Below are 20,595 nucleotides of genomic sequence, written 5' to 3'. Positions count from 1 at the left end.
ACGCCGTCTGGATCATAAGGCGCGGAGCCGCGCCCCGGGAGAAAACGGGAACGAAACCCTATGCGGTGTTACCTACGATGACTATCACACCTTAAATAGAGGTCGTCATGACGAGTTTCAATCCCGTTCGAGCCGCGTATAACTATGTTGTTGGAAACAACGATCAGCAAAATCAGGAGCTAGAGGAGGACATAAACAAGGCTATAAAGTATCTGTTTGACGAGGAGTATGTGTCGAGCATCGATGAGATGTTTGAAGAGCACCCCGATGAAGTGATCGCGGCGCTGAAACGGCGAGAAACTCCGCCACTGTGCGAAGCCGTGGAAAAGAACCTTGAGTCCGCGGTGTCGACGCTGCTGAAAATAATCCCGTTCGAGATCGATACCCCAAATAGCGATGGGCTTACGCCGTCGATGCTTGCGGCCAAGCAAGGCAGCGAGTATCTCGTCCGGGAACTGTTATCAGGCAACGCGGATATGCAGAAGGTAGACGCCACAGGATGTACCGCGCTCATGTGGGCGGTCTTGAGCGGCATTGTGGAGCTGGTGCGATCCCTGTTGGGTGCGGGGGCCATTCCTAGCGTGGATGTACAAGATAAAGGCGGGAACACTGCGCTGATGTTTGCCGTTATGAATATGAAGGATCACACCAGAGGCAGCGAGGGTCTCGAATCAAGCATATCGCTGATATACGAATTGCTTAATAACGCCAAAGCGAATGTCACGCTGACCAACAAAGATGGAGACACGGCCTTGGGCCTGATGGCGAGCCAGCCGGCTTTCAATAGAAGTATTGCCCACAGGCTTTACAACGAAGGGACTGATCTGAGTGCGCAGAACCATGAGGGTCTCACGCCGATAGCGCTGGCCTCCCGGTCAGGTAACACGGAAGCCGTGCGTTTCCTGATTGAGTACATGAAAGAAGAGAATATCGATATCGATATGAAAGATAAGCAGGGACGTACCGCCTTGTTTCATGCGATTTCTAGCAACAATCGTGAGACTGTCAAAGAACTGCGCGACGCGGGTGCTCGACCATACTCCATGGATATTGCGCTGGTCGGTCAACTACTGGATTTGGATAGTCTTGACGGTGAGATGCTCAAACTAGCGGGGCTAAATATCGAGCAGAAAGAGAAACCCGTAAATGTTCCCCAGGCGTCCAGCATCGACGTCCAGAAAACCTGATGAATCCGATCAGCTATGTGAGCAGTCTCGTGTATGGAACGAACGACGGCAAAAACCGGAGTGGAATCAACGAGGCCATCGCCAATCTCAAGGAACAATTGGACGGCGAGACCCAGTCCGAAGCACTGCACGAAAGAGACAGCGAGGCTGCGGGAAAAATCGATGCTCTTTATCAAGCGCACCCTCACCAATTGATTGCCGTGTTGAAACAACAAGACCCGCCATTATTGGGTGAAGCGATAAAGGCGGGGTTCAATGAGGTCGCGAAGGCGTTGTTGAAACTCGTCCCGTCAGACATTGAAGGGCGTGATGCGTCCAGGAAAACTCCTCTGATTCTCGCCGCAGAAAGCGGTAACAAACCAATCTTCGAGGCACTGTTGAGGGCTGGCGCCTCCGTGCACGCGACAGATGCCAGAGGATGCACCGCGCTCATCTGGGCGGCGATGACGGGGATCGTGGATTTTGTGAAGTCCTTGTTTGGGGCCGGCGCAATCCAGATCGTGGATGCGCAGGACAACGCGGGAAATACCGCGTTGATGGCCGCGATCAGCCGGGGCCACCTCGAGATCGCAACCATGCTGATCAGGGAAGGGCACGCGAATGTCTCGTTGGCGAATCATGCCGGAGATACCGCGCTCAGCTTGGCAACAGGACGGGGGGATACAGATCTTATCGGCCCGCTTTGCTCAAGCGGCGCCGATGTGAATGCGCCAGACCCTGAAGGCTTTAGTCCCTTGATACGCGCCATCCAGGCGGGAAACCTCAAAATGATCGTCGCCTTGGTGCTCAATGGGGCGGACGCCAACGTGCGTGATCGCGACAAGCGTACGATTCCGTATTATTTAGTTGCTTGTAAAGAATCGTTTAGCGACGGGCAATATGAGCGCGCATTCGCGTGTCTGGGCGTCGCCGCTCTTCGTGCTATGGGCGACACAACGGCTATGTAATTGTTGCTATTGCATGAGTCCGGCCCGATGAGTGGCCAGACGCAAGCTGCGTATGGGTAAAAAGCGGGAACGAAACGGTTTTCTCTGTTACCTACGATGAGCATCACAAGCTGAGCGGAGGCTGTCATGACCAATTCAGCTTGGTCCGGTGACATACATCATCGTTGACCCCGATTGTCTCCTGTCCGGGACAACGGGACAAAGCATGATTCGTCCATAGCATCCCGGGCGAGAACAACATCCCCTCAAATTTGCAATCGATCCCAGATAAGGATGTTTTATGAATCCGATCAGCTATGTGAGCCGTTTCGTGTCAGGAACGCACGACGACAAAGCACAGAGTGAAATCAACAATGTCATCGCCAGAGTCACGCAACTGAGTGGCGCCGAGACTCAGTCCGAGACAATGCGGGCAATAGACCATAGTATCGCAGCCGAAATCGGTGTCCTTTCTAGAAACTGCTCAGATCAATTGATTGCGACGTTGAAACAACAAGACCCGCCATTATTGGGCGAGGCGATAAAAGCGGGGCTCAATGAAGTTGCAAAGACGTTGTTGGAGCTCATCCCGTCAGAAATTGACGCGCCTGATCGGTTCGGAAAGACCCCTTTGATTCTCGCCGTTGAAAGGGAGAACATAGAAATGGTCAAGACGCTGGCGAGTGCTGGCGCCTCCCCCCACGCGACGGATGCCAGAGGGTGCACCGCACTCATCTGGGCGGCGATGACGGGGATTGTGGATCTGGTGAAGTCCTTGTTTGGGGCCGGCGCAATCCAGAGCGTAGACGTGCAAGACAAGATGGGAAATACGGCGTTGATGGCGGCGGTCCGCCGGGGTTATTTCGACATCGCGAAAGTGCTGATCACTGAAGGACAAGCGAATGTCTTGTTGGCGAACCGTGCCGGAGAGACCGCGCTCAGCTTGGCAAGAGAGCGGGCGGATCCAGAACTTCTCGCCCTGGTTACCGATGCGTTTCGCGCAAGCCGGGCCGGTGTAAGCGCGCTGGCCAAGCATGAGCAGGCAGCATCGATGGCAGTCAAACTGCGCGACGATGTACAGGCTGCAAAAGACTTGCTCAAGAACCCGGACGCCAATATCGAGACGCTGAATGACCAGGGAGACACACCGCTGCAGGTTGCGGTAAAGGCCGGCGACCGGAACCTGATCGCCGAGCCTCACGCTCACGGCGCCGATATGAATGCGCTTGACCATGAGCGCGCTGACCCATCGATTGCCGTGTCGCAACAACAAGACCCGCCATTCTTCGACTTTGCGGTAAACGCGGAGCCCGATAGCGAAGCAGAGGAGTCGTTGGACGTCCTCTTGTCAGAACCTGACGTGCCAGATCATCAGGAGCACACTGACCAATTGATTTCCTTGCCAAGAAACCACGACCCGTCATTGTTGCACCAGGCGATAGACGCGAGGCTCGATGACGAAGCGAAGACGTCGTTGGACGTCCTCTCGTCAGAAACTGACGCACCAGATCCGTCCCAGAAGATCCCTTGGGCTCTGTTCGTAGAGAGCCGAAATATAGGCCACTACGATACGTCCCCCCCGCTCGTTCGGGCGACGATGGCGAAGAAGATGTCTGAGGTGGAGGACTTGCTTAGGGGCGATGCAAGCCAGATCGTGAATGGACAAGACCGCAACGGAAACACGGCGTTGATCGTTGCGATCAACCGCGGTTACCTCAAGATCGCAGAAATTCTCATCAAAACAGGGCACGCGAATGCCTCGTTGGCGAACCATGCCGGACAGACCCCGCTCAGCTTGGCAGTACAGGACGACGATGAGGAGCTTGTCGACCTGCTGTGCACACACGGGGCCAATGTAAACGCGCGTGATGAGGACGGGCGGACAGCAGTGATGGCAGCCTATGACGCTAGCAATAAGGGTATGGTAGAACACTTAATCAGCATGGGAGCCGATATCAGGTTGGCAGATAACGAGGGGCGCACACTGCTGCACCTTGCGGCAAGGCAAGGCGACGACGAAGGTGTCAGATCGCTTTGCGAGAGCGGCGCCGATGTGAATGCGCAAGACGTTAACGGCTTTAGCCCCTTGGTACACGCCATTCAGAGCGGAAACCCTGACGCGGTAGAAGTCCTGCTTTCCAACGCTGCAGATGTCAACGCGCGTGATAACGAGGGGCGTACGGTGATGTTTCACCTCAGTGATAATCAAAGCAGCTACGGGTGGCATTCCACCGCATTCAAGGCGACGTTCGATAGGCTGTTCGAGGCCGGTGCCCGACTCGAGGCTATGGACGAAAAAGTCCTTGAGAAGTTGTATCCACAGTGGGGCTTCGACCAGGCGCAGCGTGTTCGACTGGGCTTACACGTCACCGGTTTCGCGAGTGATTCACGAGGGTAATGTGAAATCCGCAGAGGCATCCAACCTGATCGTACCGAGGATTTCATCAGTCTCTGACGCGGCCCTCGCGAGGGCCGCTTTGGTGCTTTGGTACCCGATCACCTGAGCCGATAATGCGCCGCGGTTTTTTCAAACGCCTCCAGTGTGGCACGTTGCCAGTTGGCATCCAGGCCGAGCTCCTCGGCCAATATCCGTGCCACCTCGGGGGCGGCCAGGATGGCGGATTCACTATCCAGGAACAGCGCGCGATTACGGCGGGCCAGGACGTCTTCGACATTGCGGGCTAGCTCATGCCGGGCGGCAAAGCGCACATGGGCTTCGGTCAGGCCGCTGGCCTTGACCAGGATGTGTTCGATGCCGGGCAGGGCGCGCAATGCCGGCAGATCGGTGCCGTAATAGCTGTCGGGCGTACCACGGGCAGGGGCGCCTGGCGCACCTACAGGGCCGGCGCCATGCAGCGGCAGATCCGCAGTGCGGCAATGGGCCTGTGGCAAGAGCTGGTGGGTAATGGCGATGTCGATGACGTCCTGCGCCATCCTGCGATAGGTCGTCCATTTGCCGCCCGTGACGGTGACCAGGCCCGAGTTCGAGACTACAACCGTGTGTTCGCGCGACAGGGTTTTCGTGGCGGTGTCGCTTGGGGCCTTGACTAGTGGGCGCAGGCCCGCCCAGACACTGGTCACGTCCGCGCGTGTCGGCTTGCGGCTCAAGTAGCGGGCCGCCGTTTGCAAAATGAAATCCACGTCAGCGTCCGACGCATTCGGCTCCAGGGGCAAGTCGTCGCGCGGCGTATCGGTGGTGCCCACAATCGTGTGACCGTTCCATGGCACGACAAAGAGCACGCGCCCGTCGTCAGTTTTGGGGACCAGGATGGCTTTGTCGCCCGGCAGGAAATCGCGTGGCAGCGTCAGGTGCACGCCCTGGCTGGGCGCGACCATGGTTTGGGCTTGGGCGTCATCCATGCGGCGCACGGCATCGACCCATACGCCCGTGGCGTTGACGACGCAGCGCGCATGCAAGGGGTATTCCGTGCCGCTGAACGTGTCTTGTGCGATGACGCCTTCGATGGCGCTTTTGCCGTTGCTGCGTATCAAGCCCGTTGCGCGGACATAATTGATGGCCGTGCCGCCCAGATCGAATAGCGTACGCATGAGCGCCGTCGCCAATCGCGCATCGTCGAACTGACCGTCGTAGTACAGCACGCCGCCACGCAGATTTCGCCCTCCCACGGTAGGGGCAACGGTGCTGGCGTGCGCCAGTGTTTCGTCTTTTGACAACCAGCGGCTGGGCGACAGGTTGAGCTTGCCGGCCAGCAGGTCGTACATCTTTAAGCCGACCCCATAGAACGGCTGATCAAACAAGCCATAGGCCGGCACGACGAAACCCAGCGGCCAGGCCAAATGGGGCGCATTGCGATTGAGCAGGCCGCGTTCATGCAGGGCCTCGCGCACCAGACTGATATTGCCCTGGGCCAGGTAACGCACCCCGCCGTGCACCAGTTTGGTGGCTCTGCTGGAGGTGCCCTTGGCGAAATCCTCGCCCTCGATGAGCAAGGTGCGGTAGCCGCGTGCTGCGGCATCGACCGCAGTGCCCAGGCCGGTTGCGCCACCACCGATCACGACGACGTCCCAGACCGCGCGGTCATTCATGGTGTTGAGCAGGGTATGGCGGTTGGGGATGGGCTTAGGAACGGGCGTCGAGTTCATGGTGCTTGATAAGAGGAAGGAGGGGCGGCGCGAAGGCAGAGCCGGCAGTTACAACGAGGCACCGGGAATAGGTTCGACAGGCGCTTCGGCGATCACGCAGCGAACGCCGGATTCTTGCAGGACCTGGGCAAGAGGCGCCTGCGGATGGGCATCGGTAAAAAACCGGTCGATTTGCGAGATATGGGCCAGTTCGACCATGGCCTGGCGTTCGAATTTGCTGCTGTCGGCCGCCAGCCAGACCTCGCGTGATTGTTCGATGATGCTGCGGGCGATGCGGACCTCGCGGAAATCGTAATCGCGCAAAGTGCCGTCGGCTTCGATACCGGAAATACCGATCAGGCCGATATCGACCTTGAATTGGCGGATGAAGTCCATGGTGGCTTCGCCCACAATACCCCGGTCGCGNGAGCNCACGACGCCGCCCGCGATGATGACTTCGCAATCCACGTTGTCCGACAAAATATCGGCAACGTGCAGGTTGTTGGTAATGACACGCAGTCCGCGATGACGCAACAATTCTCTGGCGATCGCCTCGGTCGTCGTGCCAATATTCAGGATCAGCGAACAGCCATCGGGCACGGCCTGGGCGACCGCGCGGGCGATGCGCTGTTTGGCCTCGGCATGCAGGCCCTGGCGTTTGCGATAGGCGATGTTCTCGATGGTGGACGACTCGATACGGACGCCACCATGAAAGCGTGACAGCAACCCGGCTTCTGCGAGAAGATTGACGTCACGCCGCACGGTTTGCAGGGTGACATCAAAATGTCGGGCCAGAGACTCGATGCTGGCCGATCCCTGGGATCGAACCAGCTCGACCAGTGCGGTTTGACGAGGGTTCAGTATCATGCCGACATCATAAAACAACAAAATCGAAAATAAAATGACGCAGTGCACGATTGTTTTTCTTTCGTTTGTTGGGTAAAACGCAAAAATACAAATAAATAACGAAAGTGCAGCGCATCTGTCCACTTGGAGGAACACGATGCAGTTAATGCTGGACCAGATTTCCCTGCGTGCGGGGTCGCAAACCCATCTGTATCCGATGAGTCTGTCCCCGATTCCTGGCGCAATGACGGTGTTGCTCGGGGTGACCCAGGCGGGCAAGACCTCGTTGATGCGTGTGATGGCGGGGCTGGATCGCCCCACGTCGGGCAGGGTCCTGGTCGATGGCGCCGATGTCACGGGCGTGCCGGTAAGGCGCCGCAATGTGGCCATGGTCTACCAGCAGTTCATCAATTACCCCTCGATGTCGGTGTACGACAACATTGCGTCGCCGCTGAAGTTGCGCGGCGAGGCTGATATCGCCGGTCAGGTCCAGGCGATGGCCGAACGCCTGCACATCGAGCACTTTCTGAAACGCTATCCGGCCGAGTTATCGGGCGGGCAACAGCAGCGCGTCGCCCTGGCTCGCGCTTTGGCCAAGCAGGCGCCATTGGTGCTGCTTGATGAGCCGCTCGTCAATCTGGACTACAAGCTGCGCGAGGAGTTGCGCGACGAGCTCGACAGCCTGTTTGCCGAGGGGGACTCGACAGTGGTGTACGCCACCACCGAGCCGGCCGAAGCCCTGTTGCTGGGCGGCTATACGGCGGTGATGGATGCGGGCGAGCTCTTGCAGTACGGCCCGGCGGCAGAGGTCTTTCACCGACCCGCGTCGCTGCGCGTGGCGCGCGTATTCAGTGACCCGCCCATGAATCTCTTTGCCGCCCAACGCCAGGAAGGCGGCATCGTGCTTCAGGGCGGTGTGGTGGCGGCGCGTCGGCTACCCGACGCAGATGGCCAGCCGGCGATGACGGCGGGCTTGCGGGCCGGCGCCTTTAGCACCGAACCCGGCACGGGACGGGTGGCCTTGCCCGGGGTGGTCCAACTGGCCGAGATCTCGGGGTCGGATACGTATGTGCATGCGCAAACCTCGGCGGGACCGGTGGTGGCGCAATTAGCGGGTGTGCACCGCTACGAGTTGGAGGACACCTTGACGCTGTATTTTGATCCCGCGAGCCTGTATGCCTTTGATGCGGGCGGACAATTGCTGACGACCGGCAGTGCCGCAGGGGCTGCCTGATGGCTGCGATTGAACTGGACCTGGCCCATTCATACGTCAGCCAGCCCCAATCGGATGACGACTATGCTTTGCTGCCTCTGCGTTTCACTTTCCGCGATGGGGGCGCCTATGCGCTGCTGGGGCCATCGGGCTGCGGAAAAACGACCTTGCTGAACTGCATTTCGGGACTATTGCGTCCGTCGCAGGGTCGAATCCTGTTTGACGGTCGTGATGTGACGGCGTTGACGCCGCAGCAGCGCAACATTGCCCAGGTGTTTCAATTTCCCGTGGTGTACGACACCATGACGGTGGCTGACAACCTGGCTTTTCCCTTGCGTAATCGGGGGATGCCAGAAGCGCACATCCGAGAGCGCGTGGGGCGCATCGCCGAGATGCTGGACATGTCGGGACAATTGATCCGCCGAGCGAGTGGGTTGAGCGCCGACGCCAAACAGAAAATTTCCCTGGGCCGCGGGTTGGTGCGCAGCGACGTATCGGCGGTGTTGTTTGATGAGCCGTTGACTGTGATTGACCCGCATCTGAAATGGCAATTGCGGCGCAAGCTCAAAGAGATCCATCATGAACTCAAGCTGACGTTGATCTACGTCACGCATGACCAGACCGAAGCGCTGACGTTTGCCGAACAGGTGGTCGTGATGTCAAAGGGAAAGGCGGTGCAGATCGGCAGCCCCGAAGACTTGTTCGAGCGTCCCGCACATACGTTCGTGGGCCATTTCATCGGCTCGCCGGGGATGAATTTTCTGCCGGCCCAATGGCAAGACGGGGCGTTGATGGTCGGCGCCTATCGCTTGTGGAGCCCGGAGTCGGCGTCGCCTTTGGCATGGTCCGGCGTGACGGAATCGCGGCACGACGCATCAACTGGCCCGTTATCCAATGAGGGGCTGTCGCCCTCGATGGCGAGTGTGCTGCCCGAGGCCGGCGCTGTGCAATTAGGTGTGCGGCCCGAATATCTGCATCCGTGCGAGGCCGGGACGCCAGGCGCGGTGCCGGCCCAGGTGTCTCGGGTCCAGGACTTGGGAACCTATCTGCTGCTGACCTGCGATTTTCAGGGCATGGTGTTGCGCGCTCGCGCGGATGTCGGCCGTGAGGTCGCGGTGGGTGATACGGTCTGGCTGCCGTTATTGAATCCGCATACCTGCTTCTATCGAAACGAGGAGCGCATGCTATGAAGCCCATCAATCAGCGTGCCTGGCTGCTGGTGTTGCCGGTCGTGATCTGCGTGGCGTTCTCCGCCATTTTGCCGCTGATGACAATCGTCAATTATTCGGTGCAAGACATTTTTTCACCCGATCGCCGCGTGTTCGTGGGCACGGAGTGGTATGCGATGGTGCTGCAGGACGAAGAGCTCCACAGCGCCTTGTTGCGACAGATCGGATTTTCGCTGGCGGTGCTGGCCATTGAAATTCCGCTCGGTATTTTGCTGGCGTTGTGCATGCCGGCGACGGGATGGCGCGCCTCGGCGGTACTGGTGATCATCGCCTTGTCGCTGCTGATTCCCTGGAACGTCGTGGGCACGATCTGGCAGGTGTTTGGTCGCACGGATATCGGGCTGATGGGCGCTGCGCTGACGTGGTTGGGTGTGGACTATCACTATACCGGCAACTCCCTGCACGCCTGGCTGACGGTGCTGGCCATGGATGTGTGGCACTGGACGCCGCTGGTGGCGCTGCTGTGCTATGCGGGGTTGCGCGCGATACCCGAGGCGTACTACCAGGCCGCGCGCATTGATGGGGCGACGCGTCTGGCGGTGTTCCGTTATATCCAGTTGCCCAAGCTGCGCGGGGTCTTGATGATCGCGGTGTTGTTGCGTTTCATGGATAGCTTCATGATTTATACCGAGCCCTTTGTGTTGACGGGAGGTGGCCCGGGCAACGCGACGACGTTCTTGTCTCAGTACCTGACACAAAAGGCCGTGGGCCAGTTTGACCTGGGGCCTGCCGCCGCGTTTTCGATTGTGTATTTCCTGATTATTTTGCTGCTGTGTTTCATGCTGTACAACTGGATGCAGCGCGCGGGTACGAACGAGCAGGAGGACATTCATGGATAAGCGGGGTTGGGCCTGGCGCACGGGCTTTCTGGTGCTGTACTTGGCGTTTGCCATCCTGCCGCTGTACTGGATGTTGAACATGTCGTTCAAGACCAATACAGAGATCGTCAGTACGCTGACGTTGTGGCCGAACGATTTCACGTTTGAACACTATCTCACTATTTTCAGGGATCCCGCCTGGTATTCGGGCTATATCAATTCCCTGATTTATGTGGTGATCAACACGGTGATTTCGCTGGCGGTGGCGTTGCCGGCTGCCTATGCGTTTTCCCGTTATCGCTTCATTGGCGACAAGCACGTGTTCTTCTGGTTGCTGACCAATCGCATGACACCGCCCGCGGTGTTCCTGTTGCCGTTCTTTCAGTTGTATAGCTCGCTGGGGCTGATGGATACGCATTTGGCAGTGGCGTTGGCGCACCTGGTGTTTAACGTGCCGCTTGCTGTGTGGATCCTGGAAGGCTTCATGTCGGGCGTGCCGCGCGAGATCGATGAGACCGCCTATGTCGATGGCTATTCGTTTCCGCGATTTTTTCTGACGATCTTTTTGCCTCTTATCAAGGCAGGCGTGGGGGTAGCGGCGTTCTTCTGCTTTATGTTCAGCTGGGTCGAGTTGCTGTTGGCGCGCACGTTGACCTCGGTCAATGCCAAACCCATCGTGGCGACGATGACACGCACGGTATCGGCATCGGGGATGGATTGGGGCGTATTGGCGGCGGCCGGCGTCCTGACCATCGTGCCCGGGGGAATCGTGATCTGGTTTGTGCGGCACTACATCGCAAAAGGATTTGCGATGGGCCGGGTTTAGCGAGGAGGGCGCACCATGTTGCAGTGGATGGTATGGACGACGCCGGTCGCGGTGTTTTTTATCTGCATTGGGCTGATGCTGGTCGGCATGACGGTATGGGAGCTGAAATCGCCCACCTCGTTGCGCAAAGGCTTTTTGCCGATCGCGACGACGCGAGGTGATCGATTGTTTATCGGCCTGATGATCATGGCCTGGATCAACTTGGCCTATGTCGGGCTGGGCGAAAAAATGATGGATTGGTTTGGGTTGGAAGATTCGCCCTCGCTCTGGATCGGTTTTGCCGTGTCATTGCTGGTATTGGCATGGGTGATGCGCAAGGGTTAATTAAAAAATGTTGTAGCGAAATGACCGCCGGCCGGTAGCTTCCCAGGCCCAGGTCCGCAGCATAAAAGGGAAGGTTCATCGAGGAGGAAGGTCATGAAATTGCGTTTGCAAGCGATGGCTGCGGCTATTGCATTGATCGGGAGTTCAACCGTCTGGGCGGGCGTACCCGAGGCGGAAAAATGGGTCGACTCGGAATTCCAGCCTTCGACGCTGTCCAAGGACAAGCAGATGGCCGAGATGCAATGGTTTATCGATGCTGCGGCCAAGCTCAAGGCCAAAGGTGTCACCGAAATCAATGTGGTGTCCGAGACCATTACGACCCACGAGTACGAATCCAAAACTCTGGCTCGCGCCTTTAGTGAAATCACCGGGATCAAAGTCAATCATGACTTGATCCAGGAAGGCGATGTGGTCGAAAAACTGCAGACCTCCATGCAGTCGGGCAAGTCGATCTACGACGGTTGGATTTCGGATTCGGATCTGATCGGCACACACTACCGTTATGGCGCCATTCTGCCCTTATCGGACTATATGGATGGGGACGGCAAGGAATGGACCAGCCCCGATCTGGATCTGAAAGATTTCATCGGTCTCAAATTTACGACCGCGCCCGACGGCAAGGTCTATCAATTGCCGGACCAGCAGTTTGCCAATGTGTACTGGTTTCGCGCCGATTGGTTTGCCCGCCAGGATTTGCGCGACAAGTTCAAGGCCAAGTACGGTTATGACCTGGGCGTGCCCACGAACTGGTCCGCCTACGAGGACATTGCCGATTTCTTTACGAATGATGTGAAAGAATTGGATGGCAAGAAGATCTATGGCCACATGGATTACGGCAAAAAAGATCCGTCATTAGGCTGGCGCTTTACCGATGCGTGGTTGTCGATGGCGGGCGCCGCCGACAAGGGGCTGCCCAACGGGATGCCGGTCGATGAATGGGGGATACGCGTGGCCGACGACAAGTGCACGCCAGTCGGCGCGTCGGTGTCGCGAGGCGGGGCGACCAATAGCCCGGCGGCAGTGTATGCCCTGACCAAGTACATCGACTGGATGAAGAAGTACGCACCGCCGCAGGCTATGGGCATGACCTTCTCGGAATCCGGACCGGTGCCCGCGCAAGGCCATATCGCGCAGCAGATCTTCTGGTATACGGCCTTTACCGCCGATATGACCAAGAAGGGGTTGCCGGTGGTGAATGAGGACGGCACGCCCAAGTGGCGGATGGCGCCGTCGCCCTATGGCCCGTATTGGAAAGAGGGTATGCAAAACGGCTACCAGGACGTGGGCTCGTGGACGTTCTTTAAATCCACCGATCCCAATCGTCTGGCAGGCGCATGGCTGTATGCCCAGTTCGTGAATGCCAAGACCGTGTCGTTGAAAAAATCGATCACCGGCCTGACCTTTGTTCGCGATAGCGATATTCACAGCGATTACTTCACGAAGAATGCCGACAACTATGGCGGCCTGATCGAGTTTTATCGCAGCCCGGCACGCGTTGCCTGGACACCGACGGGCAATAACGTTCCCGACTATCCCAAGCTGGCACAGTTGTGGTGGAAGAACGTCGCGACCGCCGTGACGGGTGAGCAGACGCCACAAAAGGCCATGGATAATCTGGCCGAGGAAATGGATCGCGTGATGGCGCGCCTGGAACGCGCGGGCATGGCGCAGTGTGCGCCCAAGCTCAACAAAAAGAGCGATCCCGCCAAGTGGCTATCGGACGAGCATGCGCCATGGAAGAAATTGGCCAACGAAAAACCTCAGGGCCAGACCATTCCGTACGATCAGTTGCTGCAGGCCTGGAAGGAGGGCAAGGTTCGTTGATGTAAGGGGGGGCCGGTTGCCAACTGCGCAGGCATTGGCTCCGGCTGTTATCGATGGCGAAAGAGTTTGGCTAGCGCCTGGGCATCCATGATCTGGATGTTGTTCTGCGCGGCATAGGCCAATGCGGGACCCGAAGCGGCGCCCAGCGAGACATAAATACCCTCGTTGGCGCCGGCTTCGGCGCGTGCGGCCTGCAGGCGCTGCAGCGGTTCGACGCCGGTGTGGGCGGCTTTCCAGCGCCGGGCTGACATGAGCGCCCGGCCGCTGCCCGCTCGCGTGACTTCAAAGTCGGCGGCATCACCCTTTAAGCCTTTTAAGCGTTTGACCTCGCAACCGTCTTTGCGCAAGGCCGCTTCGAGTTGATCGGCAAAAGCCGACCAGGACAGCACGGACAGAGCCTGGCTCGTTTCCTCGATGCGGGCCTGCGAAGGCTTGTTGCGTTGTTTCCAGGCGGCCACGCCGGAGATCACGATAAACGGGATGGCGCCAAAAATCGGAAAGGGCGCGTAGGCTGGCGGCACGACCGCAACCGCCACTAATACCAGTCCCGCCGCGACGAGCATGCTGATCCACCATGATGATCGAAGCAAAATGGCAAAGAGAGAGTTTTTGGCCATGAATTTCATGGGGGATCCTGGGCAGCGAAGTGAATAAAAGGCTTAGATAAAAAGCTTAGATAGAAGGCTTGAAAAGGCTTAGGACAGAAGACTTAGGATTTGGGCGTGTCAGAGGGCGGGGTAGGTGACTGCGTCGTTGCCGGCGCGGCTGGTGGCGTCTCTGGCGCTGGCGGTGGAGTCGTAGGCGTTGCTGGAGTTGTCGGCGTCGCGGGAGTTGTCGAAGTTGGAGGCGTTACAGGTGTCGCAGGCGTTGCTGGCGTTACAGGCGCTGCAAAAGCCCCCGGATTCGTTGGAGCCACAGGCGCGGTGGGCGGCACAGGGCGCCCTGATGTTGACGATTGGGCCATCCAGGCAATCAGCGACGCACGCATGGCTTCTTCGACTGACATGTCGATGGGTTGCACCCAGTCGGTCGGGACGAACACGGTATAGCCACCGATCATGTAACCCATGGGCAAGTAAACGGCGACACGGTCACCGGACAAAAATCCCTCGGGCAAGCCTTCGGTGCTGCGTCGAGTGATCAGACCCACCAGTTCCAGTGCTTGGCCTGGGATACGCAGCACGACGACGTGCTGGGTGTCGGCTTTAGCGCTGGGCGAAAAATAATCCGCAAAGCTTTTGAGCGACGAATAAATGCTTTTGATTACCGGGATGTTGGTAAACGGCATCTCCACGAAATGAAAGATCTTTTGCACGCGCTCTTTCGAGACTAAATAGCCAATAAGCAAAATGCCCAGAATCCCCAGCAACAATCCCATGCCGGGAATATAAAAACTACCGATAAACGGACTGAGCAGCGATAGCGCGGCTCTTTCGGTCCAGGTGAGGAACACAAACAGCAGGTACAGCGTCAGCACAATCGGCAGGACGGTAATCAGCCCGCGGAAAAAATATCGATACAGGCGCGTCATGGGGTGTGGATCTCCGGTAATGCGTAATTAATGGCCGACGGCGGGCAAGTACAAGGTTTCCTTGATTTCTTCCATCACCACATAGCTGCGAGATTCGGCCGACGCCGGCAGGCGTTTCAGAATCGCGCCCAGCAGTCGGCGGTATTCATTCATTTCGGTCAGGCGTGCCTTGACCAGATAATCAAAATCACCCGAGACCAAGTGGCATTCCATGACCTCGGGGACGTAAAGCAATTCCTGTTTGACCTTGTCAAAGACATCACCTGATTTTGCCGATAACTTGATTTCCAGGAATACCAATAAATTGCGACCCAACGCCGCAGGGTCGACGCGCGCATGATACCCGGTGATGACGCCTTCGCGTTCCAGGCGCTTGACGCGCTCGGAGCAGGGCGTCGCCGACAGGCTGATGCGCTCGGCCAGATCGGTGATGGAAATCCGCCCATCACGTTGCAAAATATCCAGGATTTTCAAGTCGATACGATCAAGTTCGCGCATTTCGCTCTGAGAGGGCCGGTTAGCCGCTGGTATCAGTATAAAAACCAATTAGAACCAATAATTTTAGTGATTTCCACTGCTTATTCAATCCTAGACTATCGATTCATTTGTTTAAATCGTCTGCAGCAGGGGAATTTCATGCACGTCATCGTTCTGGGCAGTGGTGTCATCGGTACGACAACCGCGTATTACCTGGCCCGTCAGGGGGTCAAAGTCACGGTTCTCGACCGCCAGGCCGAGGCGGCATGTGAAACCAGCTATGCCAACGCCGGCCAAGTGTCGCCGGGTTACTCCACGCCTTGGGCGGCGCCCGGGATCCCCCTCAAAGCCCTGAAGTGGATGTTTCAGAAAGAGCATGCGCCGCTGGCGATCCGGCCGGACGGCACGCTGTATCAATGGCGCTGGATGGCCGCGATGCTGGCCAACTGCTCGGCCGCCCGCTACACGATCAACAAGGAACGCATGCTGCGCCTGGCCGAGTACAGCCGGGATTGCCTGAGCGATTTGCGCGCGGAGACCGGGATTCAATACGAGCAGCGTACTCGCGGCACGTTACAGCTGTTTCGCACCGAATCTCAATACGAGGCCGCGCAACGCGATATCCAGGTGCTGGAGGCCTGCGGCGTGCCTTACGAGTTGCTTGACCGCAATCGCCTGCAAACCGCCGAGCCTGCCTTGGCGCACGCCTCTCAACAATTGGTCGGTGGCCTGCGCCTGCCCAATGACGAAACCGGGGATTGCCGTCTCTTTACCCGTCAATTGGCGCAGTTGGCTGCGGGACTGGGCGTGGAGTTTCGCTATGGGCAGGATGTCGAGGGCTTGCAAATGGCCGGCGGCGAGATCACCGGGGTTCGAGTCGACGGCGAGACGCTGACGGCTGATCGCTACGTGGCGGCATTTGGCAGCTATACGCGTGGTTTCCTGCGGCCGTTGGGACTGGATTTGCCCGTCTATCCCGTCAAGGGCTATTCGCTGACGATCCCCCTGCGGGATTCGAAAGCTGCCCCGGTGTCGACGGTGCTGGACGAAACCTACAAGGTCGCGGTAACGCGTTTTGACAACCGTATCCGCGTTGGCGGCATGGCGGAGTTGGCCGGTTTTGATCTGCGTTTGAACCCGGCGCGTCGTCGCACCCTGGAATACGTGGTCAATGATCTGTATCCCGGCAGCGGCGATGTGACCAAAGCGGAGTTCTGGACGGGTCTGCGCCCCATGACGCCAGATAGCACGCCGATTGTCGGTCCGACGCGCTATGCCAACTTGTTCCTGAACACGGGGCACGGCACCTTGGGCTGGACCATGGCCTGCGGTTCGGGCAAGCTGCTGGCCGACCTGGTGACCGGCCAGCCGCCCACGATCCGGGCTGACGATCTGGCGTTGTCGCGTTACGGCGCCTCGCGGGTGCGTCAGTCGCGCCTGGCGCTCGGGGAGCATTCGGCAGCCTGAATCTGCCGCGCTCGCCGCGGCCCCGCGATGTGCCACAATTCCCCATGATCGCCATCATGGCGCAGGCACTAGCAGGGGTTTCGTGACGCATCTCATCCATACCGCCGACTGGCAGATCGGGCGGCAATACGGTCAGTTCGATACTGACGACGCGGCCATGCTGGCCGAGGCGCGCTATGACGTCGTCGCACGCATCGCGGCGCTGGCGGCCGAGCGCCACGCCGATGCGGTGTTGGTGGCGGGCGATGTGTTCGATACGCAAGCCGTGTCGGATCGCACGATCCGGCGTTTGTTCGATGCGCTGTCTGCCTTTACCGGTCCATGGGTCATGATTGCCGGCAACCACGACGCAGCGTTGGCCGATAGCGTCTGGTCGCGTGCGCGCCAACTAGGCTGTATTGGGCCGAATGTGCATATCCCCTTGCAACCTGGCGTGGTCGATCTTCCGACGCTGAATCTGGCCGTATTGGCCGCGCCCCTGACCCAGCGGCACACCTACGACGATACAACGGCCGTTTTTGACACGCTGGAAACTGCGCCGGGTCGGCTGCGGGTGGGGCTGGCCCATGGCAGCATCACGGGCCGGTTGCCCGACAGCGTGGATTCCGCCAATCCGATCGCCGTGGATCGGGCGAGTCGCTCGCGGCTGGACTATCTGGCGCTAGGCGACTGGCATGGGTGCCTGCAGATCGATGCACGCACCTGGTATGCCGGCACACCGGAGCCAGATCGCTTTCGGGCGAATGCATCGGGGAGCGTGCTGGACGTGACACTATCCGGCCCGGGTGCCGAGCCGGCGGTTGCGATCTTGCCTGTCGGTCGTTATCGGTGGGCGTTATGGGACGAATCGCTGCAGTTAAGCTCTGATGCCGAGTCGTTGGCGCATCGTTTACAGGAAATCGACGCAGAGGATGTGTTGCGCCTGGAGGTCGCGGGGCAGTTGCCGCTTGAGGCCTGGGACGCCCTGCAAGACGCCGTCGCGCGGGCAATGGCCCGTAGTCGTGCCTTGCTGCTCGACACCGACGGCCTATCGCTCGCGCCCGATGCCGAGGATCTGCTGACCTTGGGCGCCAGCGGTTACGTGAGTGAGGTGGCTGCGCAGTTGCAAACGCTACAGGACGATCCCGCGCAGGCAGCGGTTGCGCGTCAAGCCTTGCGGCTGCTGGTGCAATTCCAGCGCGAACGGACGGCGGCGCCATGAAACTGCGCCGTATCGCTCTGGAGGAATTCCGCAAATTTCGTGATCCGGTCGTCCTGGACGATTTGGCTGATGGCCTGAATGTGATCGCCGGGCCTAATGAGGCTGGCAAGAGCACCATTGCGATCGCCATTCGCGCGGCATTTCTAGAACGCTACAAAACGACCAAGGTCGCCGATCTGGCACCGTGGGGGATGTCGGGCGCCCGGCCGTCGGTAGAGATTGCATTCGAGCATGCCGATCAACAGTATTTGTTGCGCAAGTCATTCCTCAGCCGAGCCCGTTGCGAACTGTTGATCAATGAGGGCGCGACGCGTCACGAAGGCGAAGCGGCGGAGAACGCTCTGGCCGCATTGCTGGGGTTTGAGTTCTCCGCCAAGGGCGGCAGTCGCGCGGAACATGGCGGCATCCCGGGCCTGTTATGGATAGAGCAAGGTGCGGGGCAGAATCTGCTCGAACCCGCCGTCCATGCCCAAAGTCATGTCCGCGATGCGCTGACGCGCTTGACGGGCGAGCTCACCTCGGCCGACGGCGACTCGCTGTACGAGCGGGTCGAGTCCGAACGCGCCACGCTGCGCGATGGGCGCAGTGGCCGGCCCAAGGGGGCCTATAAAGAGGCGGAAGACGCCTGTCAGCGTGCCGAGCAGACCGTCGCGACGCTGACAGCCGCCAAGCAGGCGCTGGATGCGGATGTTGACCGTCTGGCGGTGCTGCGGCGCGAGTACGACAAGGCGCAGCATGACCAGCCCTGGCTTGGGATGGAGCAACGGGCAGCGCAGGCCCGGGCTCGCTTGAACGAAATCAGTCGCGAGCGGGACGCGCTGACCGGCCTGCAGCGTGAGCTGACGCAGGCGGACAGTACGCTGGCCCTGCTGCATGAGCAGGTGGAACGGGACCAGCGGGACGCGGCTGCGTTGCGTGCATCGCAGGCCGAGGCCGAGGCGGCGACGGCGCGTCTGTCGCCGGCACGCGAGGCACTGGCGCGCGCGCAGCAACATCAGCAACGCAGTGCCGAACGACTGGCCGAGGGCAATGCCCAGGTGGTGGCGGCGCAGCAGGCGGCCCAGCGACAGGATTGCCTGGCACAAATCGCGCGGCTGGAAGCGGAACTGCAGCACGGCCAGGAGCGCATTGCCCAGGCGGAGCAGTGGGCGGCACAGGTGCAGAGCCTGCAGGCCGCCGAGACCCAGTCTGTCATCGACGACAAGGCACTGGGCAGCCTGCGCAAACTCGAGCAGCATCTGGTGCAACTGCAGATTCAGCAGCACGCCGGCGCGACGCGTGTGCTGCACGACCTGACCCCGGGGCAGACATTGCAGGTCGCGGCGCAGACACTGGCGGGGGCGGGCGAGGTATTGCTGACCGAGGCGACTGACGTACAAATACCCGGGGTCGGACGCTTGCGCATCGAGCCGGGTGGCAGAGATCTACCCGCCGTCCTGGCTGAGTTACACAAAGCGAACGCACAGCGCGAGGCGTTGCTGGCTGGCCTTGGGGCGGCCACGCTGGCTGAGGCCGAGACGCGTGCCGCCGCCTATGAACAGGTCCGTCGAGAACTGGACATGGCGCGGCAAACGCTGCGCATTCAGGCGCCCGAGGGTATCGAGTCGCTGCGTGCCTCGCATACCCAGTCGCAGGCACGTCGGGCACAGCTCGAAGCGCAGCTGGCCGGTTTGCCGGACGTCGACACCCCCGTTGATCTGATCCAGGCACAGCAGGCGCTGCGGACGGCAAAGGTCGAGGCGGAGCACGCCGATCGCACCGTGACAACCGCGCGGACGGCGCTGGATACGCAGCAGGCGACGGCGCAGGTCTTGCAAGCCCAATGGACGGCCCGGCAGGCTGAGTTCGACACTGCCAGTCGTGTCGAACAACGCGAGCAGCGCGGGGCTCGGTTGGTCGAGGCGCGCGCCACGCGCGACACCTTGGCGCAGCGTTGCCAGACTGTGCAGGCAGCGTTGCAGGCCCAGCAACCTGAGCTGATTGAACAAGACGCCCAGCGTTTTGAGCAGTCGGCGCGATTGTTGCGGGACGAGCAGCAACGCCGTCACGCCGAATTGCTCCAGTTGCAGGGCAAGCTGGAGCAGGCGCAAGCGCACGGATTGGGAGAGCAATTGCTCCAGGCGCAGGCCGAAGCGCAGCGTCTGGCCCGTCGGCGTGACGAATTCACCACACGCGCCCAGGCGCTGGATTTGCTGTGGCAATTGCTGGGAGAGCGGCGCGCGACGGCGACCCAGCGTCTGCTTGAGCCGCTGGCGCAACGTCTGCAGCACTATGTGGGATTGTTGTTTCCGGGGGCGCGATGGCGTCTGGACGATGCCTTGATGCCTGCCGCCGTGTTGCGAGGAGCAGGGGCCGAGGCGCAGGAAGCCCTGGACACCCTGAGTTTTGGGACGCGCGAGCAGCTCGGCGTATTGGCGCGGTTTGCCTATGCGGATTTATTGCAGCAAGCGGGCCGGCCGACCCTGTTGGTGCTGGACGATACGCTGGTACATGCCGATCAGGATCGGCGCGAGTTGATGAAGCGTGCACTATACGATGCCGCTTCTCGGCACCAGGTGTTGCTGCTGACCTGCCACGCCGAATCTTGGCAGGATATGGGAGTACCGATACGCCCCGTGCCCCTAACTCACTCAAATTGACACG

At 59.6% G+C, this 20,595-nt stretch carries 16 protein-coding genes and 2 pseudogenes; 12 read left to right on the top strand and 6 right to left on the bottom strand.

Annotation, left to right across the window (positions count from 1 at the left end; translation table 11 throughout):
- The first annotated feature begins 107 nt into the window (after nucleotides 1–107).
- From ACNAZS_RS04180 to ACNAZS_RS04170, 3 genes are all read left to right on the top strand, one after another.
- On the top strand, nucleotides 108–1,187 hold the full coding sequence (locus ACNAZS_RS04180; protein ID WP_415786436.1) for an ankyrin repeat domain-containing protein: 1,080 nt from the start codon (nucleotides 108–110) through the stop codon (nucleotides 1,185–1,187).
- A complete protein-coding gene (locus tag ACNAZS_RS04175; protein ID WP_415786434.1) occupies nucleotides 1,187–2,134 on the top strand; it encodes an ankyrin repeat domain-containing protein in 948 nt (315 codons plus the stop codon). The genes ACNAZS_RS04180 and ACNAZS_RS04175 overlap by 1 nt, the downstream gene beginning before the upstream one ends.
- A gap of 280 nt (nucleotides 2,135–2,414) precedes the next feature.
- The gene (locus tag ACNAZS_RS04170) at nucleotides 2,415–4,511 is read left to right on the top strand and encodes an ankyrin repeat domain-containing protein (protein WP_415786432.1); all 2,097 of its coding nucleotides are present in this window, start codon (nucleotides 2,415–2,417) and stop codon (nucleotides 4,509–4,511) included.
- A gap of 98 nt (nucleotides 4,512–4,609) precedes the next feature.
- Here ACNAZS_RS04170 and ACNAZS_RS04165 read toward each other — a convergent pair whose 3' ends face one another.
- From ACNAZS_RS04165 to ACNAZS_RS04155, 3 genes and pseudogenes are all read right to left on the bottom strand, one after another.
- Nucleotides 4,610–6,217 (bottom strand): glycerol-3-phosphate dehydrogenase/oxidase, encoded by a 1,608-nt coding sequence (locus tag ACNAZS_RS04165; RefSeq protein ID WP_415786430.1) that lies wholly within the window; start codon nucleotides 6,215–6,217, stop codon nucleotides 4,610–4,612.
- 48 nt (nucleotides 6,218–6,265) lie between these two features.
- Nucleotides 6,266–6,622: pseudogene (locus ACNAZS_RS04160) on the bottom strand (DeoR family transcriptional regulator); the annotation flags it as partial.
- A 6-nt stretch (nucleotides 6,623–6,628) separates the two neighbouring features.
- On the bottom strand, nucleotides 6,629–7,063 hold a 435-nt coding region (locus tag ACNAZS_RS04155), incomplete at its 3' end, for a DeoR/GlpR family DNA-binding transcription regulator (protein ID WP_415786428.1).
- Between the two features lie 136 nt (nucleotides 7,064–7,199).
- On the opposite strand from ACNAZS_RS04155, the gene ACNAZS_RS04150 reads away from it, so the two are divergent.
- The 6 genes from ACNAZS_RS04150 to ACNAZS_RS04125 all read left to right on the top strand — a co-directional run bounded on the left by ACNAZS_RS04150 (nucleotide 7,200) and on the right by ACNAZS_RS04125 (nucleotide 13,276).
- Nucleotides 7,200–8,276, top strand: a complete 1,077-nt coding sequence (locus ACNAZS_RS04150; protein ID WP_415786426.1) for an ABC transporter ATP-binding protein — start codon at nucleotides 7,200–7,202, stop codon at nucleotides 8,274–8,276.
- The gene (locus tag ACNAZS_RS04145) at nucleotides 8,276–9,445 is read left to right on the top strand and encodes an ABC transporter ATP-binding protein (protein ID WP_415786424.1); all 1,170 of its coding nucleotides are present in this window, start codon (nucleotides 8,276–8,278) and stop codon (nucleotides 9,443–9,445) included. Before ACNAZS_RS04150 ends, ACNAZS_RS04145 begins: the two co-directional genes overlap by 1 nt.
- Complete coding sequence (locus ACNAZS_RS04140) at nucleotides 9,442–10,323, top strand: carbohydrate ABC transporter permease (protein ID WP_415786422.1); 882 nt, start codon at nucleotides 9,442–9,444, stop codon at nucleotides 10,321–10,323. Before ACNAZS_RS04145 ends, ACNAZS_RS04140 begins: the two co-directional genes overlap by 4 nt.
- Nucleotides 10,316–11,128 (top strand): carbohydrate ABC transporter permease, encoded by an 813-nt coding sequence (locus ACNAZS_RS04135; protein WP_415786420.1) that lies wholly within the window; start codon nucleotides 10,316–10,318, stop codon nucleotides 11,126–11,128. The genes ACNAZS_RS04140 and ACNAZS_RS04135 overlap by 8 nt, the downstream gene beginning before the upstream one ends.
- Nucleotides 11,129–11,143: 15 nt before the next feature.
- Nucleotides 11,144–11,452, top strand: a complete 309-nt coding sequence (locus ACNAZS_RS04130; RefSeq protein WP_415786418.1) for a DUF2160 domain-containing protein — start codon at nucleotides 11,144–11,146, stop codon at nucleotides 11,450–11,452.
- 93 nt (nucleotides 11,453–11,545) lie between these two features.
- Nucleotides 11,546–13,276 carry an ABC transporter substrate-binding protein gene (locus tag ACNAZS_RS04125; RefSeq protein ID WP_415786416.1) on the top strand — a complete coding sequence of 577 codons (1,731 nt, stop codon included), beginning with the start codon at nucleotides 11,546–11,548 and terminating at the stop codon, nucleotides 13,274–13,276.
- 47 nt (nucleotides 13,277–13,323) lie between these two features.
- On the opposite strand, the gene ACNAZS_RS04120 is transcribed toward ACNAZS_RS04125, so the two are convergent.
- From ACNAZS_RS04120 to ACNAZS_RS04110, 3 genes and pseudogenes are all read right to left on the bottom strand, one after another.
- Nucleotides 13,324–13,902, bottom strand: a complete 579-nt coding sequence (locus ACNAZS_RS04120; protein ID WP_415786414.1) for a restriction endonuclease — start codon at nucleotides 13,900–13,902, stop codon at nucleotides 13,324–13,326.
- Between the two features lie 254 nt (nucleotides 13,903–14,156).
- Nucleotides 14,157–14,807 (bottom strand): annotated as a pseudogene (locus ACNAZS_RS04115) (DUF502 domain-containing protein); the annotation flags it as partial.
- 27 nt (nucleotides 14,808–14,834) lie between these two features.
- Nucleotides 14,835–15,305: a winged helix-turn-helix transcriptional regulator gene (locus ACNAZS_RS04110; RefSeq protein WP_415786412.1), complete on the bottom strand. Its 471-nt coding sequence runs from the start codon at nucleotides 15,303–15,305 to the stop codon at nucleotides 14,835–14,837.
- Between the two features lie 138 nt (nucleotides 15,306–15,443).
- Here ACNAZS_RS04110 and ACNAZS_RS04105 point away from each other — a divergent pair, with 138 nt between their 5' ends.
- From ACNAZS_RS04105 to ACNAZS_RS04095, 3 genes are all read left to right on the top strand, one after another.
- Entirely contained in the window at nucleotides 15,444–16,751 is a 1,308-nt protein-coding gene (locus ACNAZS_RS04105; protein ID WP_415786410.1) for a D-amino acid dehydrogenase, read from the top strand.
- An 82-nt stretch (nucleotides 16,752–16,833) separates the two neighbouring features.
- Nucleotides 16,834–17,952 (top strand): metallophosphoesterase family protein, encoded by a 1,119-nt coding sequence (locus ACNAZS_RS04100; RefSeq protein ID WP_415786408.1) that lies wholly within the window; start codon nucleotides 16,834–16,836, stop codon nucleotides 17,950–17,952.
- A complete protein-coding gene (locus ACNAZS_RS04095; protein WP_415786406.1) occupies nucleotides 17,949–20,591 on the top strand; it encodes an AAA family ATPase in 2,643 nt (880 codons plus the stop codon). The genes ACNAZS_RS04100 and ACNAZS_RS04095 overlap by 4 nt, the downstream gene beginning before the upstream one ends.
- Nucleotides 20,592–20,595 lie beyond the last annotated feature (4 nt).

Origin of the sequence: Bordetella tumulicola, assembly GCF_965138755.1 — a bacterium.
Taxonomy (GTDB): Bacteria; Pseudomonadota; Gammaproteobacteria; order Burkholderiales; family Burkholderiaceae_B; genus Bordetella_A; species Bordetella_A tumulicola.
The sequence above is the reverse complement of the archived record's forward strand: the minus strand, read 5'-3'. Positions and strand labels throughout refer to the sequence as shown.